19 protein-coding genes are annotated in these 17,922 nt (G+C 72.2%); 13 read left to right on the top strand and 6 right to left on the bottom strand.

Annotated elements, in window-relative coordinates:
• Positions 1-36: 36 nt before the first annotated feature.
• Together ABZ840_RS26635 and ABZ840_RS26630 are read right to left on the bottom strand one after the other, a co-directional pair.
• Positions 37-1,356, bottom strand: coding sequence for a D-arabinono-1,4-lactone oxidase (locus tag ABZ840_RS26635; RefSeq protein ID WP_361562943.1), 1,320 nt, complete (start codon positions 1,354-1,356; stop codon positions 37-39).
• Positions 1,316-2,587, bottom strand: a complete 1,272-nt coding sequence (locus ABZ840_RS26630) for an MFS transporter (protein WP_361562942.1) — start codon at positions 2,585-2,587, stop codon at positions 1,316-1,318. The genes ABZ840_RS26635 and ABZ840_RS26630 overlap by 41 nt, the downstream gene beginning before the upstream one ends.
• 153 nt (positions 2,588-2,740) lie before the next feature.
• Between ABZ840_RS26630 and ABZ840_RS26625 the strand changes: the two genes are divergently transcribed.
• Both ABZ840_RS26625 and ABZ840_RS26620 read left to right on the top strand, forming a co-directional pair.
• The gene (locus ABZ840_RS26625; RefSeq protein WP_361562940.1) at positions 2,741-3,889 is read left to right on the top strand and encodes a ferrochelatase; all 1,149 of its coding nucleotides are present in this window, start codon (positions 2,741-2,743) and stop codon (positions 3,887-3,889) included.
• A 129-nt stretch (positions 3,890-4,018) separates the two neighbouring features.
• Positions 4,019-4,849: an inositol monophosphatase family protein gene (locus tag ABZ840_RS26620; RefSeq protein WP_361562938.1), complete on the top strand. Its 831-nt coding sequence runs from the start codon at positions 4,019-4,021 to the stop codon at positions 4,847-4,849.
• A 130-nt stretch (positions 4,850-4,979) separates the two neighbouring features.
• Here ABZ840_RS26620 and ABZ840_RS26615 read toward each other — a convergent pair whose 3' ends face one another.
• Positions 4,980-5,153, bottom strand: coding sequence for a hypothetical protein (locus ABZ840_RS26615; RefSeq protein ID WP_361562937.1), 174 nt, complete (start codon positions 5,151-5,153; stop codon positions 4,980-4,982).
• 352 nt (positions 5,154-5,505) lie between these two features.
• On the opposite strand from ABZ840_RS26615, the gene ABZ840_RS26610 reads away from it, so the two are divergent.
• The 4 genes from ABZ840_RS26610 (at position 5,506) to ABZ840_RS26595 (ending at position 9,144) form a co-directional block, all read left to right on the top strand.
• Positions 5,506-6,159, top strand: a complete 654-nt coding sequence (locus tag ABZ840_RS26610; protein WP_030062975.1) for a response regulator transcription factor — start codon at positions 5,506-5,508, stop codon at positions 6,157-6,159.
• A gap of 8 nt (positions 6,160-6,167) precedes the next feature.
• Complete coding sequence (locus ABZ840_RS26605; protein ID WP_361562935.1) at positions 6,168-7,415, top strand: HAMP domain-containing sensor histidine kinase; 1,248 nt, start codon at positions 6,168-6,170, stop codon at positions 7,413-7,415.
• 439 nt (positions 7,416-7,854) lie between these two features.
• A complete protein-coding gene (locus ABZ840_RS26600) occupies positions 7,855-8,157 on the top strand; it encodes a DUF4193 domain-containing protein (RefSeq protein ID WP_003982531.1) in 303 nt (100 codons plus the stop codon).
• Positions 8,158-8,346: 189 nt separating this feature from the next.
• Positions 8,347-9,144 carry a hypothetical protein gene (locus ABZ840_RS26595; protein ID WP_361562934.1) on the top strand — a complete coding sequence of 266 codons (798 nt, stop codon included), beginning with the start codon at positions 8,347-8,349 and terminating at the stop codon, positions 9,142-9,144.
• A 69-nt stretch (positions 9,145-9,213) separates the two neighbouring features.
• Here ABZ840_RS26595 and ABZ840_RS26590 read toward each other — a convergent pair whose 3' ends face one another.
• Complete coding sequence (locus tag ABZ840_RS26590) at positions 9,214-9,657, bottom strand: DUF3093 domain-containing protein (protein ID WP_361562932.1); 444 nt, start codon at positions 9,655-9,657, stop codon at positions 9,214-9,216.
• A 58-nt stretch (positions 9,658-9,715) separates the two neighbouring features.
• Between ABZ840_RS26590 and ABZ840_RS26585 the strand changes: the two genes are divergently transcribed.
• The 7 genes from ABZ840_RS26585 (at position 9,716) to ABZ840_RS26555 (ending at position 16,494) form a co-directional block, all read left to right on the top strand.
• Entirely contained in the window at positions 9,716-10,300 is a 585-nt protein-coding gene (locus ABZ840_RS26585; RefSeq protein WP_361562931.1) for a PaaI family thioesterase, read from the top strand.
• Entirely contained in the window at positions 10,297-10,836 is a 540-nt protein-coding gene (gene dut / locus ABZ840_RS26580; RefSeq protein WP_361562929.1) for a dUTP diphosphatase, read from the top strand. The genes ABZ840_RS26585 and dut overlap by 4 nt, the downstream gene beginning before the upstream one ends.
• A gap of 1 nt (position 10,837) precedes the next feature.
• Positions 10,838-11,602 carry a DUF3710 domain-containing protein gene (locus ABZ840_RS26575; RefSeq protein WP_361562928.1) on the top strand — a complete coding sequence of 255 codons (765 nt, stop codon included), beginning with the start codon at positions 10,838-10,840 and terminating at the stop codon, positions 11,600-11,602.
• A gap of 347 nt (positions 11,603-11,949) precedes the next feature.
• Positions 11,950-14,496, top strand: a complete 2,547-nt coding sequence (locus tag ABZ840_RS26570) for a sensor histidine kinase KdpD (protein ID WP_361562927.1) — start codon at positions 11,950-11,952, stop codon at positions 14,494-14,496.
• A 65-nt stretch (positions 14,497-14,561) separates the two neighbouring features.
• Complete coding sequence (locus tag ABZ840_RS26565) at positions 14,562-15,245, top strand: response regulator (protein WP_361562925.1); 684 nt, start codon at positions 14,562-14,564, stop codon at positions 15,243-15,245.
• Between the two features lie 79 nt (positions 15,246-15,324).
• A complete protein-coding gene (locus ABZ840_RS26560) occupies positions 15,325-15,723 on the top strand; it encodes an OB-fold nucleic acid binding domain-containing protein (protein ID WP_110944724.1) in 399 nt (132 codons plus the stop codon).
• 3 nt (positions 15,724-15,726) lie between these two features.
• A complete protein-coding gene (locus ABZ840_RS26555; RefSeq protein WP_361562923.1) occupies positions 15,727-16,494 on the top strand; it encodes a DUF3159 domain-containing protein in 768 nt (255 codons plus the stop codon).
• 69 nt (positions 16,495-16,563) lie between these two features.
• Here the strand turns inward: ABZ840_RS26555 and ABZ840_RS26550 are convergent, their stop codons facing one another.
• Both ABZ840_RS26550 and ABZ840_RS26545 read right to left on the bottom strand, forming a co-directional pair.
• Positions 16,564-17,235, bottom strand: a complete 672-nt coding sequence (locus ABZ840_RS26550) for a TrkA family potassium uptake protein (RefSeq protein WP_361562922.1) — start codon at positions 17,233-17,235, stop codon at positions 16,564-16,566.
• Positions 17,232-17,900, bottom strand: coding sequence for a TrkA family potassium uptake protein (locus ABZ840_RS26545; protein WP_361562920.1), 669 nt, complete (start codon positions 17,898-17,900; stop codon positions 17,232-17,234). The genes ABZ840_RS26550 and ABZ840_RS26545 overlap by 4 nt, the downstream gene beginning before the upstream one ends.
• Positions 17,901-17,922: the final 22 nt, after the last annotated feature.

Here is a 17,922-nt window from a genome sequence, read left to right as displayed (position 1 = left end):
GGCCCCGCGGCCCCGCCCCGGGGCCGGCGCCGCGCCTCAGTCGCCGAGCACCCGCCGCAGATACGGGTTGGCGAACACCCGCTCCGGGTCCAGCCGGTCCCGGAGCGCGGTGAACTCCCCGAAGCGCGGATACGCCGCCGCCAGGTAGGCCGCGTCCCGGGTGTGCAGCTTGCCCCAGTGCGGCCGGCCGCCGTGCGCCGTCATGATGCGCTCGGCGGCCGTGAAGTAGGCCTCGTGCGGCGTGCCCCGGTACATGTGCATCGCGATGTAGGCGGTGTCCCGCCCGGAGGCCGTGGACAGCGGGATGTCGTCGGCGGGCGCGGTGCGCACCTCCACGGGGAAGCTGATCCGGAAGCCGGAGCGCTCCACCAGCGCACGCAGTTCCCGTAGCGCGGCGACCGCGGCCTCCCGGGGGACGGCGTACTCCATCTCCACGAAGCGCACCCGGCGCGGGCTGGTGAACACCTTGTAGGGGATGTCGGTGTACGTACGGGCGGAGAGCGCGCGGCTGGAGAGCTTGGCGATGCCGGGGATGGTGGCGGGCAGCGCCTTGCCGACGGCGCAGGCGACCTGGAAGACGCCGTTGGAGAGCAGCTCGTCGTCGACCCACCCGCTGACGGTGCCGTTCGGTGCCGCGGGGCCCTGGCTGCGGTTGTTGCGCTTGGTGTTGCAGTTCCCGGTGTGCGGGAACCAGTAGAACTCGAAGTGCTCGTTCTCCGTGACGAGGGCGTCGAAGTCCTCGGTCACCCGGTCGAACGGCATCGGCTCTTCCCGGGCGGTGAGCAGGAACTCCGGCTCGACCGCGAAGGTCAGCTCCGTGAGGACGCCGAGCGCGCCCAGGCCGAGCCGGGCCGCCGCGAAGACGTCCGGGTTCTCCTGTGCGGAGCAGCGGAGTACGGAGCCGTCGGCGGTGACCAGCTCCAGGCCCACGATCTGCGCGGAGAGGGAGGCGGAGTCCCGGCCGGTGCCGTGGGTGCCGGTGCTGGTGGCCCCGGAGACCGTCTGCTCCATGATGTCGCCCATGTTGGCCAGCGACAGGCCCTGCCCGGAGAGCGCCGCGTTGAGGTCCTTCAGGGGCGTGCCGGCGGCCACGGTGACCGTGCCGGCGGCACGGTCCACCTTCCGTATGCCGACCAGCCGTTCGGGGCGTATGAGGAGGCCGTCGGTGACTGCGGCGGGCGTGAAGGAGTGGCCGGTGCCGGCCGCCTTCACGGTGAGCCCGTCGGCGGCCGCCTGCCGTACCGCCGCCGCCAGCTCCTCTGTGGAGGCCGGGGCCACGCTCCGTACGGGGTGGGACTGGACGTTCCCCGCCCAGTTACGCCACACGTTCTCCCGAGTCGCTCGAACCACTGTCATGTGCGCCCAGCCCTCCCGTCACCGGGGGCAGGGGTGCCCCCGCCCGCGTAGGCGCCGGCCGCAGCCGGCGGTATCCGAGGAACGCGACCGCGGCCGCGAGCGCTCCCGCCACGGCCGGCACCGCGTACCCCGCACGGGCCCCGGCCGCGTCCACCACCCAGCCGGCGGCCGACGAGCCGAGCGCCACCCCGACCGCGAGCCCGGTGCTCGTCCAGGTCATGCCCTCGGTCAGTTGTGCGCGCGGTACGTGCTGCTCGACCAGGGCCATGGTGGTCACCATCGTGGGAGCGATGGTCAGGCCCGCGACGAAGAGCGCCACGGCCAGGAACGGCAGGTTCCCGACCAGTTGGAGCGGGATCATACTCACGGCCATGGCGAGGACGCCCAGGACCCAGCGGCGCGCTGCGGGGCCGGCCGGGCGCAGCATCCCGAAGACCGCGCCTGCCGAGCAGGAACCGAACGCGTAGATCGCGAGGACGAGGCTGGCCGCGCCCTTGTGGCCCTGGGCCTCCGCGAAGGCCACCGTCACCACGTCGATCGCCCCGAAGATCGCGCCGGTGGCGGCGAAGGTGACCACGAGGACCTGGAGGCCCCGGGAGCGCAGCGCGGAGCCCTTGGTGTGGTGCTCGCGGGGGTGCGGGACGGGCTCGGTGGCGCGCTGCGCGGTCAGCCAGAAGACGCCCGCAGCCAGGAAGACACCGGCCAGCAGCGGCCCGGCTTCGGGGAACCACGACGTGGACAGCCCGATGGCGAGGATCGGCCCAACGATGAAGCAGAACTCGTCGACGATCGACTCCCAGGAGTACGCGGTGTGCAGCATCTCGGGGGAGGCGCGGTGGACCTCGGCCCACCGGGAGCGGACCATCGCGCCGACACTCGGGACGCAGCCCGCGCAGGCCGCGAAGACGAACAGTGTCCAGTCGGGCCAGCGCTGCTGGGCGGCCACGAGGAGGGCGGCGAGCGCGGCCAGGGAGACGAGCGTGGCGGGGCGCAGGACGCGGCGCTGGCCGTGCCGGTCCACCAGGCGGGAGATCTGCGGGCCCAGTACCGCGGCCGCCAGGGCGACCGTCGCCGAGAGCGCGCCCGCCAGTCCGTACCGGTCCGTGAGCTGGGAGACCATCGTGACGATGCCGATGCCGGTCATGGAGAGCGGCATGCGCCCCAGGAACCCGGCGGCGGAGAAGGACTTCGTGCCGGGCCGGGCGAACAGGGCGCGGTAGGGACTGGGCAAGGGGGCGCTCCGCCAGGTGAGGATCCGCGGGGACCGCGGGAGGTCGGTACAGGGTGGCAGTAAGGAACGTACTGCGGCCATACAGCTTACGGGTGACGCACGGAAGGTGCCTCCGGTTTTCCGGCTGTCAGTGGCGGGTGGGAGGATCGAAACATGCCCGAACAGTCAGTGCCTGCTCCCTATGACGCCCTGCTCCTCCTCTCCTTCGGGGGTCCCGAAGGGCCCGACGACGTGGTCCCGTTCCTGGAGAACGTGACGCGCGGCCGCGGCATCCCGCGTGAGCGGCTCAAGGAGGTGGGGCAGCACTACTTCCTGTTCGACGGTGTGAGCCCGATCAACGCGCAGAACCGCGAACTGCTGGACGCCCTGCGCAAGGACTTCGCCGAGCACGGCCTGGACCTGCCGGTCTACTGGGGCAACCGCAACTGGGCGCCGTACCTCACCGACACCCTGCGCGACATGGTCCGCGACGGCCGCCGCCGCATCGCCGTGCTGGCCACCAGCGCGTACGCCTCGTACTCCGGCTGCCGGCAGTACCGGGAGAACCTGGCCGACGCGCTCGCCGCCCTGGAGGCCGAGGGCCTCGAGGTGCCGCGGGTCGACAAGCTGCGGCACTACTTCAACCACCCCGGCTTCGTCCGCCCCATGGTCGACGGGGTGCTCGCCTCCCTCGCCGAGCTGCCCGAGGACGTCCGCGCGGGCGCCCACCTCGCGTTCACCACGCACTCCATCCCCACCGCCGCCGCCGACACCTCGGGGCGGCCGGAGGAGCACACCGAGGACGGCGAGGGCGGCGCGTACGTCGCCCAGCACCTGGACGTGGCAAAGGTGATCGCCGAGGCGGTGCGCGAGGAGACCGGCATCGCCCACCCCTGGCAGCTCGTCTACCAGTCGCGCAGCGGCGCCCCGCACATCCCCTGGCTGGAGCCCGACATCTGCGACCACCTGGAGACGCTGCACACCCAGGGCGTCCCGGCCGTCGTGATGGCCCCCATCGGCTTCGTCTCGGACCACATGGAGGTCAAGTACGACCTCGACACGGAGGCCACCGCCAAGGCCGCCGAGCTGGGCCTGCCGGTCGCCCGCTCCGCGACCGTGGGCGCCGACCCGCGATTCGCCGCGGCCGTCCGCGACCTGCTCCTGGAGCGTGCGGCGGCGGAGCGCGGCCGCTCCCCGGAGCGCTGCGCGCTCGGTGCCCTGGCCCCGAGCCACGACCTCTGCCCGGTCGGCTGCTGCCCGGCCCGCAGCCCCCGGCCCGCCGCCGCGGGCGCCGACTGGAGCGGCGTGCCGGCGGAGGCCTGAGAGCCCGCCCCCGGGCCGCCCGACGGCGTGCGGCCCGGCTGCCCGGCCCGCGGGGCGTACGCGCCGCGGCGGCCCGCGGGCCGGCCGTGAGCGCCGCCCGCGGGACCTTCCGTACGAACAAGGAGCACCGTGTCCGATCCCCTGAAGGACGCCTCGCCGTACAGCGGTGAACTGAAGGAAGAACTCCTCGCGCTGGCCCTGGAGGCCGCCCGCCGGGCCGGTGAGCTGCTGCGCGACGGCCGCCCCGCCGACCTCGGGGTGGCCGCCACGAAGACCAGCCCCATCGACGTCGTCACCGAGATGGACATCGCCTCCGAGAAGCTGATCACCGGCTTCCTCTCCGAGCGCCGCCCCGAGGACGGCTTCCTGGGGGAGGAGGGCGCCAGCTCCGAGGGGACCAGCGGGATCCGCTGGGTGATCGACCCCGTCGACGGCACCGTCAACTACCTCTACGGCCTGCCCTCTTGGGCGGTGTCCATCGCCGCCGAGAAGGACGGCGAGACGCTCGTCGGAGTGGTCGCGGCACCGATGCGCGGCGAGACCAGCCACGCCGTGCTCGGCGGCGGCGCCTTCCTGAACGGCGCGCCGGTCCGGGTGCGGCCCGCGCCGCCGCTCTCCCAGGCGCTGGTCGGCACCGGCTTCGGGTACGTGGCCGAGCGGCGCGCCGCGCAGGCCGCCGTCCTGGGCTCCCTGCTCCCGCAGGTGCGCGACATCCGGCGCGGCGGCTCGGCCGCGATCGACCTCTGCGACGTGGCCTGCGGCCGGCTGGACGCCTACTACGAGCGCGGTCTGAACCCGTGGGACTACGCGGCCGGCGAGCTGATCGCCCGTGAGGCCGGCGCACTGACCGGCGGCCGCGCCGGCGACCCGGTCTCCCCGGCCCTGGCCGTCGCCGCCTCCCCGGCCGTCTTCGAGGCGCTCCAGCCCCTGCTGGAGGACCTGGGAGCCTGGCACGACTGACGCGGGCCCGGGCGCGGCGTACGGATGCGCGTACGCCGCCGTACGGCCCGTGCAGGCGCCCGGACACGACGAAGCGCCCCGGCACCGTCCCCTCGGTGCCGGGGCGCCCTTCGTACGGGGCGGGCGGGGATCAGACGCTGGGCGCGCCGACCTCCACACCGTGCTCGGAGGCCAGCCGCTGCAGGTCCTCCAGCTCGGCCTGCTCGACGTCGGCGAGGAAGTCGTCGCCGGTTTCGCGGGCCCGGTCCAGGTCGGCTTCGGTGCTCTTTATGCGCTGCAGAATGCCTGCGGTGAACGCGTCCATGGTGCGCCCCCTCGTCGTGGGTCGGTGGCACGGGGGTGTGCCGACGGGTGTGGGCCCCTCGTCCACGGGGGTGTGGCTGAGGGAGATCACGGCGTGGTCCCCGCGGACTGCCGTCCGGTCCCGGTACGGCGTCATGCAAGGCGTGATCGCGAGTGTGCAATCGTCCTCCCCATGCCGAACCTCACGGAAACCTCAAGAAGTCGGTGAATCGCTGCCAATCGGGTAGCCGCGGCCCCGCGGCGAGCGTCCGCACCTCCTCTTACAGCCGGTTTACGGCTCTTCGGGGCAGGATGGATGTGCTCGAAAATTGTGTGTGCCCTGTTCGGCGGGGCCGTGAGGAAGGACTAGCGACGTGCGTGTACTCGTCGTCGAGGACGAGCAGCTGCTCGCCGATGCGGTGGCCACCGGACTGCGCCGGGAGGCCATGGCGGTCGACGTGGTGTACGACGGCGCGGCCGCGCTGGAGCGGATCGCGGTCAACGACTACGACGTCGTCGTGCTGGACCGCGACCTCCCGCTGGTCCACGGCGACGACGTCTGCCGCAAGATCGTCGAGCTGGGCATGCCCACCCGCGTCCTGATGCTGACCGCCTCCGGCGACGTCAGCGACCGCGTGGAGGGCCTGGAGATCGGCGCCGACGACTACCTCCCCAAGCCGTTCGCCTTCACCGAGCTGACCGCCCGCGTACGGGCCCTGGGGCGCCGTACGACCGTGGCGCTGCCGCCCGTCCTGGAGCGGGCCGGCATCAAGCTCGACCCGAACCGCCGCGAGGTCTTCCGCGACGGCAAGGAGGTCCAGCTCGCGCCCAAGGAGTTCGCGGTGCTGGAGGTCCTGATGCGCAGCGAGGGCACGGTCGTCTCGGCCGAGCAGCTCCTGGAGAAGGCCTGGGACGAGAACACCGACCCGTTCACGAACGTGGTCCGGGTGACCGTCATGACGCTGCGCCGCAAGCTCGGCGAGCCCGCGGTGATCGTGACCGTACCGGGCTCCGGCTACCGGATCTGAGCAGCAGCATGGCAACGACACCCGCGGCGCCCCAGTCGCCGCCCGCACCGCCCAAGCCCACCTGGGACCCGAAGCCGCCGGTCCGCCCCTTCCCGTGGCTGCGCCCGACCATCCGGATACGGCTCACGCTGCTGTACGGGGGCATGTTCCTGATGGCGGGCATCGTGCTGCTGGCCATCATCTACATGCTGGCCGCCAACGCCCTTCAGGACGGCAACCAGCTGCCGTTCAAGATCATCGGGTCGGACTTCCGGATCGTCACCGACCGCTGCCCCGGTGCTGCCACCAACAACGTCGACCAGCTGAACTCGGCCATCAACACCTGCATCTCGCAGCAGCGCGCGGTGGCCCTGAACAACCTGCTGAACCGCTCCCTGATGGCGCTGGTCGGCCTGACCGTCGTCGCGTTCGCCTTCGGGTACGCGATGGCGGGCCGGGTCCTGTCCCCGCTGGGCCGCATCACGCGGACCGCGCAGCGGGTGGCCGGCTCGGACCTGCACCGCCGGATCGAGCTGGGCGGCCCGGACGACGAGCTGAAGGAGCTCGCCGACACGTTCGACGAGATGCTCGACCGGCTGGACCGTGCGTTCGAGTCGCAGCGGCGTTTCGTGGCGAACGCCTCGCACGAGCTGCGCACGCCGCTGGCGATCAACCGCACGCTCCTCGAAGTGCAGCTCGCCGACCCGGACGCCTCGCCCGAGCTGGCCCAGCTGGGCAAGACCCTGCTGGCCACCAACGAGCGCAGCGAACAGCTCGTCGAGGGGCTGCTGCTGCTCGCGCGCAGCGAGAACAAGATCGTGGACCGGAAGCCGGTCGACCTCTCCGAGGTGGCCTCGCAGGCCATCGAGCAGTCCCGGGGCGAGGCGCAGGCCAAGGGCGTGGAGCTGCGCGGCGTACGCAAGCAGGTCTTCGTGCAGGGCAACGGCGTCCTCCTGGAGCGCATCGCGCTGAACCTCGTACAGAATGCCGTGCGGTACAACGTGCCCGAGGACGGATTCGTGGAGGTGACCACAGAAGCGCAGCCCGGCTGGGCGGTGCTGGTGGTCTCCAATACGGGCCCGGTGGTCCCCGCCTATGAGGTGGAGAACCTGTTCGAGCCGTTCCGGCGGCTGCGTACGGAGCGCACCGGCAGCGACAAGGGCGTGGGCCTCGGCCTGTCCATCGTGCGGTCCGTGGTCCGGGCGCACGACGGCACGATCACGGCCGTACCTCGTGAGGGCGGAGGCATGGACATGCGCGTGGTGCTCCCGGTGTAGGAGTTCCGGCCACCGCACCAGCGGGTCCGGCTTGACGCGGCCCGGGGTGTCCGGTCATCCTTCGCCCCGAGTTCGCTTTGCGCGGAATTCGACCGGTCCGTTCGTCAGTCCGGACGTGTGTGATCGATCACAGACGCGAATTCCGGGCCGTCTACTCTCCGTGATCGCTTTGGCCCGCGAAAGGCCGGGAAACTCCGGGTTTCCCGGGGGGCTGATCACGGGAAGTACACGTGATGGCAAGCGCGAGGTGCGACTTTAGGACCGTGTACGGTCCTATCGCCATCCAATCCGATCACCTCTTCAGGGGTGCGGTTGGGTGTCGATTGAGTAACAGACCTTGATGTGAGGCAAAATCTCCGCCTCAGGTCGGGCACAAGTCCGGCCTCTCACGCGTTACGAGCGCTGAGACACCGCAGACACCCAGAGGGGGAGAGCGACCATGGCTACGGATTACGACACACCACGCAAGACCGATGACGACCTCAACGAGGACAGCATCGAAGAGCTGAAGTCGCGGCGGAACGACAAGTCCGCCTCGGCCGTCGACGTCGACGAGTTCGAGCAGGCCGAAGGCCTGGAGCTGCCCGGCGCCGACCTTTCCAACGAAGAGCTCGCCGTACGGGTCCTGCCCAAGCAGCAGGACGAGTTCACCTGCATGAGCTGCTTCCTGGTCCACCACCGCAGCCAGCTGGCCGCGGAGGACAAGAACGGTCAGCCGATCTGCCGCGACTGCGCGGCCTGACGGCGGGCCGAGGCCGTGGCCCGTACGCGCCCGCGAGGGAGACCGGTGGTCTCCCGGACAGGCGCCGCACAGAGCCGCGGTCACCGGGACGACAGCGTGAGGTGAAGCTCAGTGAAACCGTTCCGTAGAGGCAATCAGGGCGAGACCGGTCCGGCGGCCGGGGCACAGTCACGCGGCGAGACCGCGTCCGTGCCCACCGACCGGACCGCCCTCCCCGCGGAGCGGGGCACCGAAGCGCTGAGAGAGCGTGGCCGCGCGGCCACGCTCGCGGCCAGAACGGTCGACGGCGCACGCAAGCGCGGCGTCACGGTGCGGTCGGGACTCGCCTGGACCGCCGACCGGATCATCGAGACCGCCCCGCGGATCCCGGTCCGCGACCTGGCCACGCTGCGCCGCCAGTTCCCCGGCCTGACCCCCGAGGAGCTGGCCGACAAACTCGTCGCGGGGGCGACGAGAGGCACCGCGACCGTCGGTGCCGGAGTGGGCGCCGCGGCCATGATGCCGGTGCCGCCCGCCATGCCGGCCGAGCTGGCCGCCGAGGTCGTCGGCGTCGCCACGGTCGAGATCAAACTCCTCGCCGAGCTGCACGAGGTGTACGGCCTGCGCCCGCAGGGCGGCCTCAGAGCACGTGGCCTGGCATTCGTCCAGGCCTGGACGGAGGAGCGCGGCGTCGACATCGCCGCGCCCGCCTCGCTGAACCTCGCGCTCGGCGGACAGATGAAGCGCGAGCTGCGTCAGCAGATCATGAAGCGAATGATGCGGAACCTGCCGAGCATGACGCCGTTCATGATCGGCGCCGCGGTCGGCGCGTTCATGAACCGCCGGGACACCGCCAAGCTGGCCGACAAGGTCCGCCGGGACCTGCGCCGCCGCCAGGTGCCCTGGGACGCGCTCCCGGACCCGGCTCCGGCCCCCGCGCCCAAGAGCCTCACCGGCCGCGCCAGAACCGGCCGTTCCGGCCGCCGGGAGCCCGGCCGGGACGACTGAGCCCAGCGCCCCTGAGCTCCAGCCCGAGAACGTCCCCGCAAGCCCCGAGAACGCCCCCGTACGGCGCCCTCAGGCCCGGATCGCCGCCAGCGCCGCCGACAGCTCCTCCGGGTGCCGCGTCGACAGGTAGACGTACGGCGTCGGATCCGCCGGATCGGTCACCTCGACCCGCACCGCCGTCGGGATGTAGCTCCGCATCACCATGAACGCACGGGTGTCGGCCTTGTACGTACGCCACGCCCGGGCCTCCTCGGCGTCCAGCACGTGCGCCTCGCCCAGCGCCTCCGCGGGGAGCTTCGCGTCCCCGGCGATCAGCGCGCCGCCCACGATCCGGATGCGGGCCGAGCCGTACGCGCTCACCAGCACGGCGGCCAGCGCGCCGCCACCCACCAGCCCGCCGAGCATCGGCAGCGTCCCGAGCGGCAGCAGCATCAGGGCGCAGGCGACGCCGACGGCCGCGGCGATCACCCACCAGGAGCGGGGTGCGGTGAGGCGTTCTTCGTACGACTGCATGGCACCAGCTTGGCACGTGCGCACGCGTGCTCCGCGCGCGCGGGTAGGGTCTCCACCTGTGAGTGGAGACAGGACATCGCTGACGCCGCCCCCGGACGCCGCCGCGCCCGTGCGGCACCCCGAAGCGCCCGCGCCCGGCGAGCTGCTCGGCGCGCACTACGACCGCTGCTTCGGGTGCGGCGGAGAGCAGCCGCACGGCCTGCACCTGGAGGCGCGGGCCGGCGAGGGCGTACGCGTCAGCGCCGAGTTCACCGTCAAGGAGGCCCACCAGGGCGCGCCGGGCCTCGCGCACGGCGGCGTACTGGCCACGGCCCTGGACGAGACGCTCGGCTCGCTCAACTGGCTGCTCCAGGCCATCGCCGTGACCGGCCGCCTGGAGACCGACTTCCTGCGCCCGGTGCCGGTCGGTACGGTCCTGCACCTGGACGCCGAGGTCACCGCGGTGCACGGGCGGAAGATCTACTCACGCGCCGAGGGCCGGATCGGCGGCCCGGACGGCCCGGTCGCGGTCCGCGCCGACGCGGTCTTCATCGAGGTGAAGGTCGAGCACTTCATCCAGAACGGCCGGCCCGAGGAGATCGAGGCCGCGATGGCCGACCCCGACCAAGTACGCCGCGCCCGCGCCTTCGAGGTGAACCCGTGACCGAGCCCCTTCAGACCCAGCAGACGCGGCACCCCGTGGACGTACGCATCCGGCGCCTCGATCCGGAGGTTCCGCTGCCCGCATACGGGCACCCGGGCGACGCGGGGGCCGACCTCGTCACCACGGAGGCGGCCGAACTGGCCCCGGGGGAGCGCACGGTACTGCCCACGGGGGTGGCCATCGCGCTGCCCGAGGGGTACGCCGCGTTCGTGCACCCGAGGTCGGGCCTCGCAGCCCGCTGCGGTGTGGCACTCGTGAATGCCCCGGGGACGGTGGATGCCGGGTACCGTGGGGAGATCAAGGTGATCGTGGTCAATCTGGACCCGCGCGAGAGTGTGCGGTTCGAGAGGTTCGACCGGATCGCCCAACTGGTCGTCCAGCAGGTCGAGAAGGTGCGCTTCCACGAGGTGGCGGAGCTTCCCGGCTCGGCGCGGGCCGAGGGGGGATTCGGGTCCACCGGCGGTCATGCGGCGGTGGGCGGCCCCACGGGCGGGAATGGATACGCATCGGTCGGTGCCGACCGGGAAGGACAGTGACGTGTTCGGACGTCGCAAGAAGAACGAGGCTCCAGACGACGCGGTCGAGGCGGTCGATCCTGCCGAGGAGACCACCTCGGACGAGTCCGGCGCGGACGACGAGAGCTATGGCGTGAACCTTCCGCCGGCCCCGCGCCCCGACGGCCCCTGGGACGTCTCCGAGGTCGGCAATCCGGGCGAGGGCCGGGTGGACCTCGGCGGCCTCTTCGTACCGGGTGTGGAGGGCATGGAGCTGCGGGTGGAGGTCGCCGGTGACGCGATCGTCGCCGCGACCATCGTGCTCCAGGACAGCGCCGTGCAGCTGCAGGCCTTCGCCGCGCCCAAGCACGAGGGCATCTGGGGCGAGGTCCGTGAGGAGATCGCCTCCGGCATCACCCAGCAGGGCGGCGTCATCGACACCGTCGACGGCCCGCTGGGCTGGGAGCTGCGCGCCCAGGTGCCGGTGCAGCTGCCGGACGGGACGAACGGTGTGCAGGTCGTGCGGTTCGTCGGCGTGGACGGCCCGCGCTGGTTCCTGCGCGGCGTGATCTCCGGCCAGGGCGCGGTGCAGCCGCAGGCCGCCGGGCTGCTGGAGCAGATCTTCCGGGACACGGTCGTGGTGCGCGGCGAGGGACCGATGGCGCCCCGCGACCCGATCGTCCTCAAGCTCCCCGACGACGCGCAGATGGTGCCCGAGGGCGTCCAGCAGGACGACGTCTCGCAGTCCCGCTTCGGCGGCGGCGTGGAGCGCCTGGAGCGCGGCCCGGAGATCACCGAGATCCGCTGACCGCGCCCGTACGCATCCTGCGGTCCGCGGCGCCCCGTACGGCAGGGGCGCGGCGGGCCGCAGGGGTGTGTGGGGCGCAGGCGTGTGTGGGGCGCGGGGCGCGGGCTGCGCGACGCGTGGCGCCGTACCGTTTCGCCCCTCGTTCCCCTTACGGGGGTGCAGCGAGGTCCCCTTCTCAACACAATAGTCGGCGGCACTGACACCGCCGCCGCCCGCGCTACCCGTCAGGGTCCCGTCAAGACCACCCTCCGGGCTCCCCCTATGCGGCTTTCGTCCTGTTCCTGCTCGGTAGGGTCGGCGGCGGAACGGCCCGGTTGTGGGCAGCTCACAAGTTGGACAATGGGGCCATGGGACGCGGCAAGCTTCGCATCTACCTCGGCGCGGCACCGGGCGTCGGCAAGACGTACTCCATGCTCTCCGAGGCGCACCGGCGCCTGGAGCGCGGTACGGACGTCGTCGTCGCCTTCGTGGAGCATCACGACAGGCCGCGTACGGAGGTGCTCCTGCACGGCCTGGAGGAACTGGAGCGCCGGGAGCTGAGCCACCGGGGCACCACGTTCACCGAAATGGACGTGGACACGGCGCTGGCCCGCAGGCCCGCCGTCGCGCTGGTCGACGAGCTGGCCCACACCAACGTGCCCGGCTCCCGCAACGCCAAGCGCTGGCAGGACGTCGAGGAACTGCTCGAAGCCGGCATCGACGTCGTCTCCACCGTCAACATCCAGCACCTGGAGTCACTCGGTGACGTGGTGGAGTCCATAACGGGCGTACGGCAGCGCGAGACGGTTCCCGACGAGGTGGTCCGCCGCGCCGACCAGATAGAGCTTGTCGACATGTCGCCCCAGGCGCTGCGCCGCCGCATGGCGCACGGCAACATCTACGCCTCCGACAAGGTCGACGCCGCGCTGTCGAACTACTTCCGGCCCGGCAACCTCACCGCCCTGCGCGAGCTGGCGCTGCTGTGGGTGGCCGACCGGGTGGACGAGTACCTCCAGCAGTACCGCGCCGAGCACTCCATCCGCTCCACCTGGCAGGCCCGCGAGCGCATCGTGGTCGGCCTCACCGGCGGCCCCGAGGGCAAGACCCTGCTGCGCCGTGCGGCGCGGATGGCCGCCAAGGGCTCCGGCAGCGAGGTCATGGCGGTGTACATCGCGCGCAGCGACGGGCTCACCGGCGCCTCTCCCAAGGAGCTGGCCGTCCAGCGCACCCTGGTCGAGGACCTGGGCGGCAGCTTCCACCACGTCATCGGCGACGACATCCCGAGCGCCCTGCTGGAGTTCGCGCGCGGGGTGAACGCCACCCAGATCGTGCTGGGCTCCAGCCGCCGCAAGGCCTGGCAATACGTTTTCGGGCCCGGCGTCGGCGCCACCGTCGCCCGCGACTCCGGCCCCGACCTGGACGTCCACATCGTCACCCACGACGAGGTCGCCAAGGGCCGCGGCCTGCCGGTGGCCCGCGGCGCCCGGCTCAGCGGCTCCCGCGTGCTGGCCGGCTGGCTCACCGGCGTGCTCGGGCCGGTCCTGCTCACACTGCTGCTGTACAACATCGACAGCGGCCCGGGGCTCGCCAACGACGTGCTGCTGTTCCTCTTCCTGACCGTGGCGGCAGCGTTGCTCGGCGGGCTGCTGGCGGCACTCGCCTCGGCCGCCGTCGGCTCGGTGCTGCTGAACTTCTACTTCACGCCGCCCACGCACAGCGTCACCATCGCGGATCCCGAGAACATCGTCGCCATCGTGATCTTCTTCGCGGTCGGGGTGGCCGTCGCCTCGGTCGTGGACCTGGCGGCCCGCCGTACGCACCAGGCGGCCCGGCTGCGGGCCGAGGCGGAGATCCTGTCGTTCCTGGCCGGCAGCGTGCTGCGCGGCGAGACCACGCTGGACGCCCTGCTGGAACGGGTGCGCGAGACCTTCGCCATGGACGCCGTCGCCCTCCTTGAACGTGAGAGCGATGTCGAGCCCTGGACCTGCGCGGGCAGCGTCGGCGAGGGCAGGGCGCCCCGCCGCCCCGAGGACGCGGACGTGGACATGCCGGTCAACGAGTTCATGGCCCTCGCGCTCACCGGCCGGAAGCTGCCCGCGGAGGACCGCCGGGTGCTCGGCGCCTTCGCCGCCCAGGCGGCCGTCGTCCTGGACCGGCAGCGGCTGGTCGGCGAGGCGGCGCGGGCCCGCGAGCTGGCCGAGGGCAACCGCATCCGTACGGCCCTGCTGGCCGCCGTCAGCCACGACCTCCGTACGCCCCTGGCCGGTATCAAGGCCGCCGTCACCTCGCTCCGCTCCGACGACGTGGCCTGGTCCGAGGAGGACGAGGCCGAGCTGCTGGCGGGCATCGAGGACGGCGCCGACCGGCTGGACCACCTGGTCGGCAATCTGCTCGACATGTCCCGGCTGCAGACCGGCACGGTCACCCCGCTGATCCGCGACACCGACCTGGACGAGGTCGTCCCGATGGCGCTCGGCGGCGTCCCCGAGGGCAGCGTCTGCCTGGACATCCCCGAAGAGCTGCCGATCGTGGCCGTCGACCCCGGCCTGCTGGAGCGGTGCGTCGCGAACCTCGTGGAGAACGCCGTGAAGTACAGCCCGGACGGCGCGCCCGTCACGGTCGCCGCCAGCGCGCTCGGCGAGCGCGTGGAGGTGCGCATCGTGGACCGTGGGCCCGGCGTCCCCGACTCCGCCAAGGACCGCATCTTCGAGCCGTTCCAGCGCTACGGCGACGCCCCGCGCGGCGCCGGCGTCGGCCTCGGCCTCGCCGTCTCCCGCGGCTTCGCCGAATCCATGGGCGGCACGCTCGCCGCCGAGGACACCCCAGGAGGCGGTCTGACCATGGTCCTCACCCTGCGCGCGGCGCCCGGCAACCCGCCGGTCACCCCCGGCCTCCCCGCCCGGGCGACGACATGACCGCGCCCGCTCCCCGTACACCGACTGCGGCGGCCCCCGGTCCGTCCGCGGGAAAGGCAGGCCCGATGACCCGGGTGCTCGTGGTCGACGACGAGCCGCAGATCGTCCGCGCCCTCGTGATCAACCTCAAGGCGCGCAAGTACGAGGTGGACGCCGCGCCCGACGGCGCCACCGCGCTCCGGCTCGCCGCCGCCCGCCACCCCGACGTGGTCGTCCTCGACCTCGGCCTGCCCGACATGGACGGCGTGGACGTGATCAGGGGGCTGCGCGGCTGGACCCGCGTGCCGATCCTGGTGCTCTCCGCCCGGCAGACCTCCGACGAGAAGGTCGAGGCCCTGGACGCGGGCGCCGACGACTACGTCACCAAGCCGTTCGGCATGGACGAGCTGCTGGCCCGGCTGCGCGCCGCCGTGCGCCGCGCGGAGCCCACCGGGCCCGCCGACGCCGCCGTCCTGGTCGAGACGGAGGGCTTCACCGTCGACCTGGCCGCGAAGAAGGTCAACCGTGCGGGCCGCGACGTCCGGCTCACCCCCACCGAGTGGCACCTCCTGGAGGTGCTGGTCCGCAACACCGGCCGCCTGGTCAGCCAGAAACAGCTGCTCCAGGAGGTCTGGGGCCCCTCGTACGGCACCGAGTCCAACTACCTGCGGGTCTACATGGCCCAGCTGCGGCGCAAGCTGGAGGCGGATCCGTCGCATCCGCGGCACTTCGTCACCGAGCCGGGCATGGGCTACCGCTTCGAACAGTGATACGTATCCAGGTGTCGGTGGCCCCGGTTCCCGGGCGCACGCCGTGATCCGGCCGGGAGCCGGCCGGTACGCTGGCTGTATGAGTGCTGGGACCCGTTCCGAGAAGCCGGCCGGACGCTTCCGCCGGATGCTCGACAGGCTGTCCTCCTCCGAGGAGGAGCTGCAGTCCGCCGAGCTGCAGCAGGACGCGCAGAACGCGGGCTGTACGCGGATCTGCGACTGCGACGACCGTCAGATCGTGAAGGTCACGGGCACGCTGCGGCACGTCACGCTGCGTCCTCGGGCCGGGGTGCCGGCGCTGGAGGCCGAGCTGTTCGACGGCTCGGCGGCGCTGGACGTGGTCTGGCTGGGCCGCCGCGCCATCACCGGCATAGAACCGGGCCGTAAGCTCATCGCCTCCGGCCGGATCTCCATGAGCCACGGGCGCCGGGTGCTGTTCAATCCGAAGTACGAACTCCGACCGCTCGGACAGGAGTAGCCGGTGACGTCGTTCGAGAAGACGACCACGAGCAACGAGGACCAGCCGGCGGACGGTGCGACAGCGCCGTCCGACCCACGCGGGGCGACGCACGCCCCCGACAAGGCGGCCGCCGAGAAGGCCATCCTGGAGGCGTTCGGCGGCTTCTGGGGCATGGTCGACACGACGGTCCCCGGACTGGTCTTCGTACTGATCTACACGATCAAGCGGGACATCCACCTCGCCGCGATCGTCGCGCTGGGCCTGACGGTCGTGCTGGCGCTGGCCCGCCTCGCCCGCAAGGAAACCCTCAAGCACGCCTTCAGCGGCGTCTTCGGCGTGGCCTTCGGTGCGGTCTTCGCGATGATGTCCGGCGACGCCAAGAACTTCTACCTGCCCGGCATGCTGTACACGCTGGGCCTCGCGGTCGTGTACATCCTCTCGGCGGTCTTCCGGTTCCCGCTCATCGGCGTCCTGCTCGGCCCGATCCTGCGCGAGAACCTCTCCTGGCGCACCCGCAACCCCGGCCGGTTCAAGGCGTACACCAAGTCCACCTGGGCCTGGGGCATCATCCTGCTCGCCAAGTCGGCGATCCTCTTCCCGCTGTACTGGTGGGGCGACGCGACGCAGCTCGGCTGGGTCAAGGTCGCACTCGGCATCCCCCCGTTCCTGCTCTGCGTCTACCTCACCTGGATCTTCCTCGCGAAGGCCCCGGCCCCGATCGACGTGATCGCGGAGATGGAGGCCAAGGAGAAGGCCGAGGAGGCCAAGGCGGACGCGCCCGGCGTCTGACCGCTCCGCATACGGCGAGGGCCCGGAACCGCACCGGTTCCGGGCCCTCGCCGTACGTCGGCGAACCGCCTACTCCGTAGGCTTCCGCATCGACAGCAGGTCCTCCAGCTGCTCCTCCCGCGCCTGTGCCGCGACGAACAGCAGCTCGTCGCCGGCCTCCAGCGCGTCCTCCTTGTTGGGCGTGAGCACCCGGGTCCCGCGGATGATCGTCACCAGCGAGGTGTCCTCGGGCCACTCCACGTCACCCACCTGGGTGCCCGCCAGCGCGGCCTCCGGCGGCAGGGTCAGCTCGACGAGGTTGGCGTCGCCGTGGCTGAAGCGCAGCAGCCGTACCAGGTCGCCGACGCTCACCGCCTCCTCGACCAGCGCGGACATCAGGCGCGGCGTGGAGACGGCCACGTCGACGCCCCAGGACTCGTTGAAGAGCCACTCGTTCTTCGGGTTGTTGACGCGGGCGACCACCCGCGGCACGCCGTACTCGGTCTTGGCCAGCAGCGAGACGACGAGGTTGACCTTGTCGTCACCGGTCGCCGCGATGACGACGTTGCACCGCTGCAGGGCCGCCTCGTCCAGCGAGGTGATCTCGCAGGCGTCGGCCAGCAGCCACTCCGCCTGCGGCACCCGCTCCACGGAGATCGCCGTCGGCGCCTTGTCGATCAGCAGGATCTCGTGACCGTTCTCGAGGAGCTCACCCGCGATGGAGCGGCCCACCGCTCCCGCACCAGCGATCGCGACCCTCATGCGCCTGCCTCCTCGGGCCCTTCGGCGAATGCCGCCTCGACCTTCTCCACGTCGTCGGTGCGCATCATCACGTGCACCAGGTCGCCTTCCTGCAGGACGGTCTGCGAGGTCGGCAGGATCGCCTCGCCCAGCCGGGTGAGGAACGCCACCCGTACCCCGGTCTCCTCCTGGAGGCGGCTGACCTTGTGGCCGACCCAGGACTCGTCGGTGTGCACCTCGGCGAGCTGCACGCCGCCGCTGGGGTCCCGCCACAGCGGCTCGGCGCCCGAGGGGAGCAGCCGGCGCAGCATCTGGTCCGCGGTCCAGCGGACGGTGGCGACGGTCGGGATGCCCAGGCGCTGGTAGACCTCGGCGCGGCGCGGGTCGTAGATGCGGGCCGCGACGTTCTCCACGCCGAACATCTCGCGGGCCACCCGGGCGGCGATGATGTTGGAGTTGTCGCCGCTGCTGACCGCGGCGAACGCCCCGGCCTCCTCGATGCCCGCCTCGCGGAGGGTGTCCTGGTCGAAGCCGACGCCGGTCACCCGGCGGCCCCCGAAGCCGGAGCCCAGCCGCCGGAAGGCGGTCGGGTCCTGGTCGACCACGGCGATCGTGTGGCCCTGGTTCTCCAGGGTCTGTGCGAGCGCGGATCCGACCCGCCCGCAGCCCATGATGACGATGTGCATCGTCCCGCTTACCCCGCACTCC

It is taken from the genome of Streptomyces sp. NPDC047117, from assembly GCF_040643545.1.
In the GTDB taxonomy this organism is placed as follows: domain Bacteria; phylum Actinomycetota; class Actinomycetes; order Streptomycetales; family Streptomycetaceae; genus Streptomyces.
This window is presented reverse-complemented; position numbering and strand designations above follow the sequence as displayed.

Coding starts and splice junctions, on each gene's coding strand:
- ABZ840_RS26635 (WP_361562943.1), bottom strand. CDS start 1,356: ATGACAGTGGTTCGAGCGACTCGGGAGAACGTGTGGCGTAACTGGGCG.
- ABZ840_RS26625 (WP_361562940.1), top strand. CDS start 2,741: ATGCCCGAACAGTCAGTGCCTGCTCCCTATGACGCCCTGCTCCTCCTC.
- ABZ840_RS26615 (WP_361562937.1), bottom strand. CDS start 5,153: ATGGACGCGTTCACCGCAGGCATTCTGCAGCGCATAAAGAGCACCGAA.
- ABZ840_RS26605 (WP_361562935.1), top strand. CDS start 6,168: ATGGCAACGACACCCGCGGCGCCCCAGTCGCCGCCCGCACCGCCCAAG.
- ABZ840_RS26600 (WP_003982531.1), top strand. CDS start 7,855: ATGGCTACGGATTACGACACACCACGCAAGACCGATGACGACCTCAAC.
- ABZ840_RS26590 (WP_361562932.1), bottom strand. CDS start 9,657: ATGCAGTCGTACGAAGAACGCCTCACCGCACCCCGCTCCTGGTGGGTG.
- ABZ840_RS26570 (WP_361562927.1), top strand. CDS start 11,950: ATGGGACGCGGCAAGCTTCGCATCTACCTCGGCGCGGCACCGGGCGTC.
- ABZ840_RS26565 (WP_361562925.1), top strand. CDS start 14,562: ATGACCCGGGTGCTCGTGGTCGACGACGAGCCGCAGATCGTCCGCGCC.
- ABZ840_RS26560 (WP_110944724.1), top strand. CDS start 15,325: ATGAGTGCTGGGACCCGTTCCGAGAAGCCGGCCGGACGCTTCCGCCGG.
- ABZ840_RS26550 (WP_361562922.1), bottom strand. CDS start 17,235: ATGAGGGTCGCGATCGCTGGTGCGGGAGCGGTGGGCCGCTCCATCGCG.
- ABZ840_RS26545 (WP_361562920.1), bottom strand. CDS start 17,900: ATGCACATCGTCATCATGGGCTGCGGGCGGGTCGGATCCGCGCTCGCA.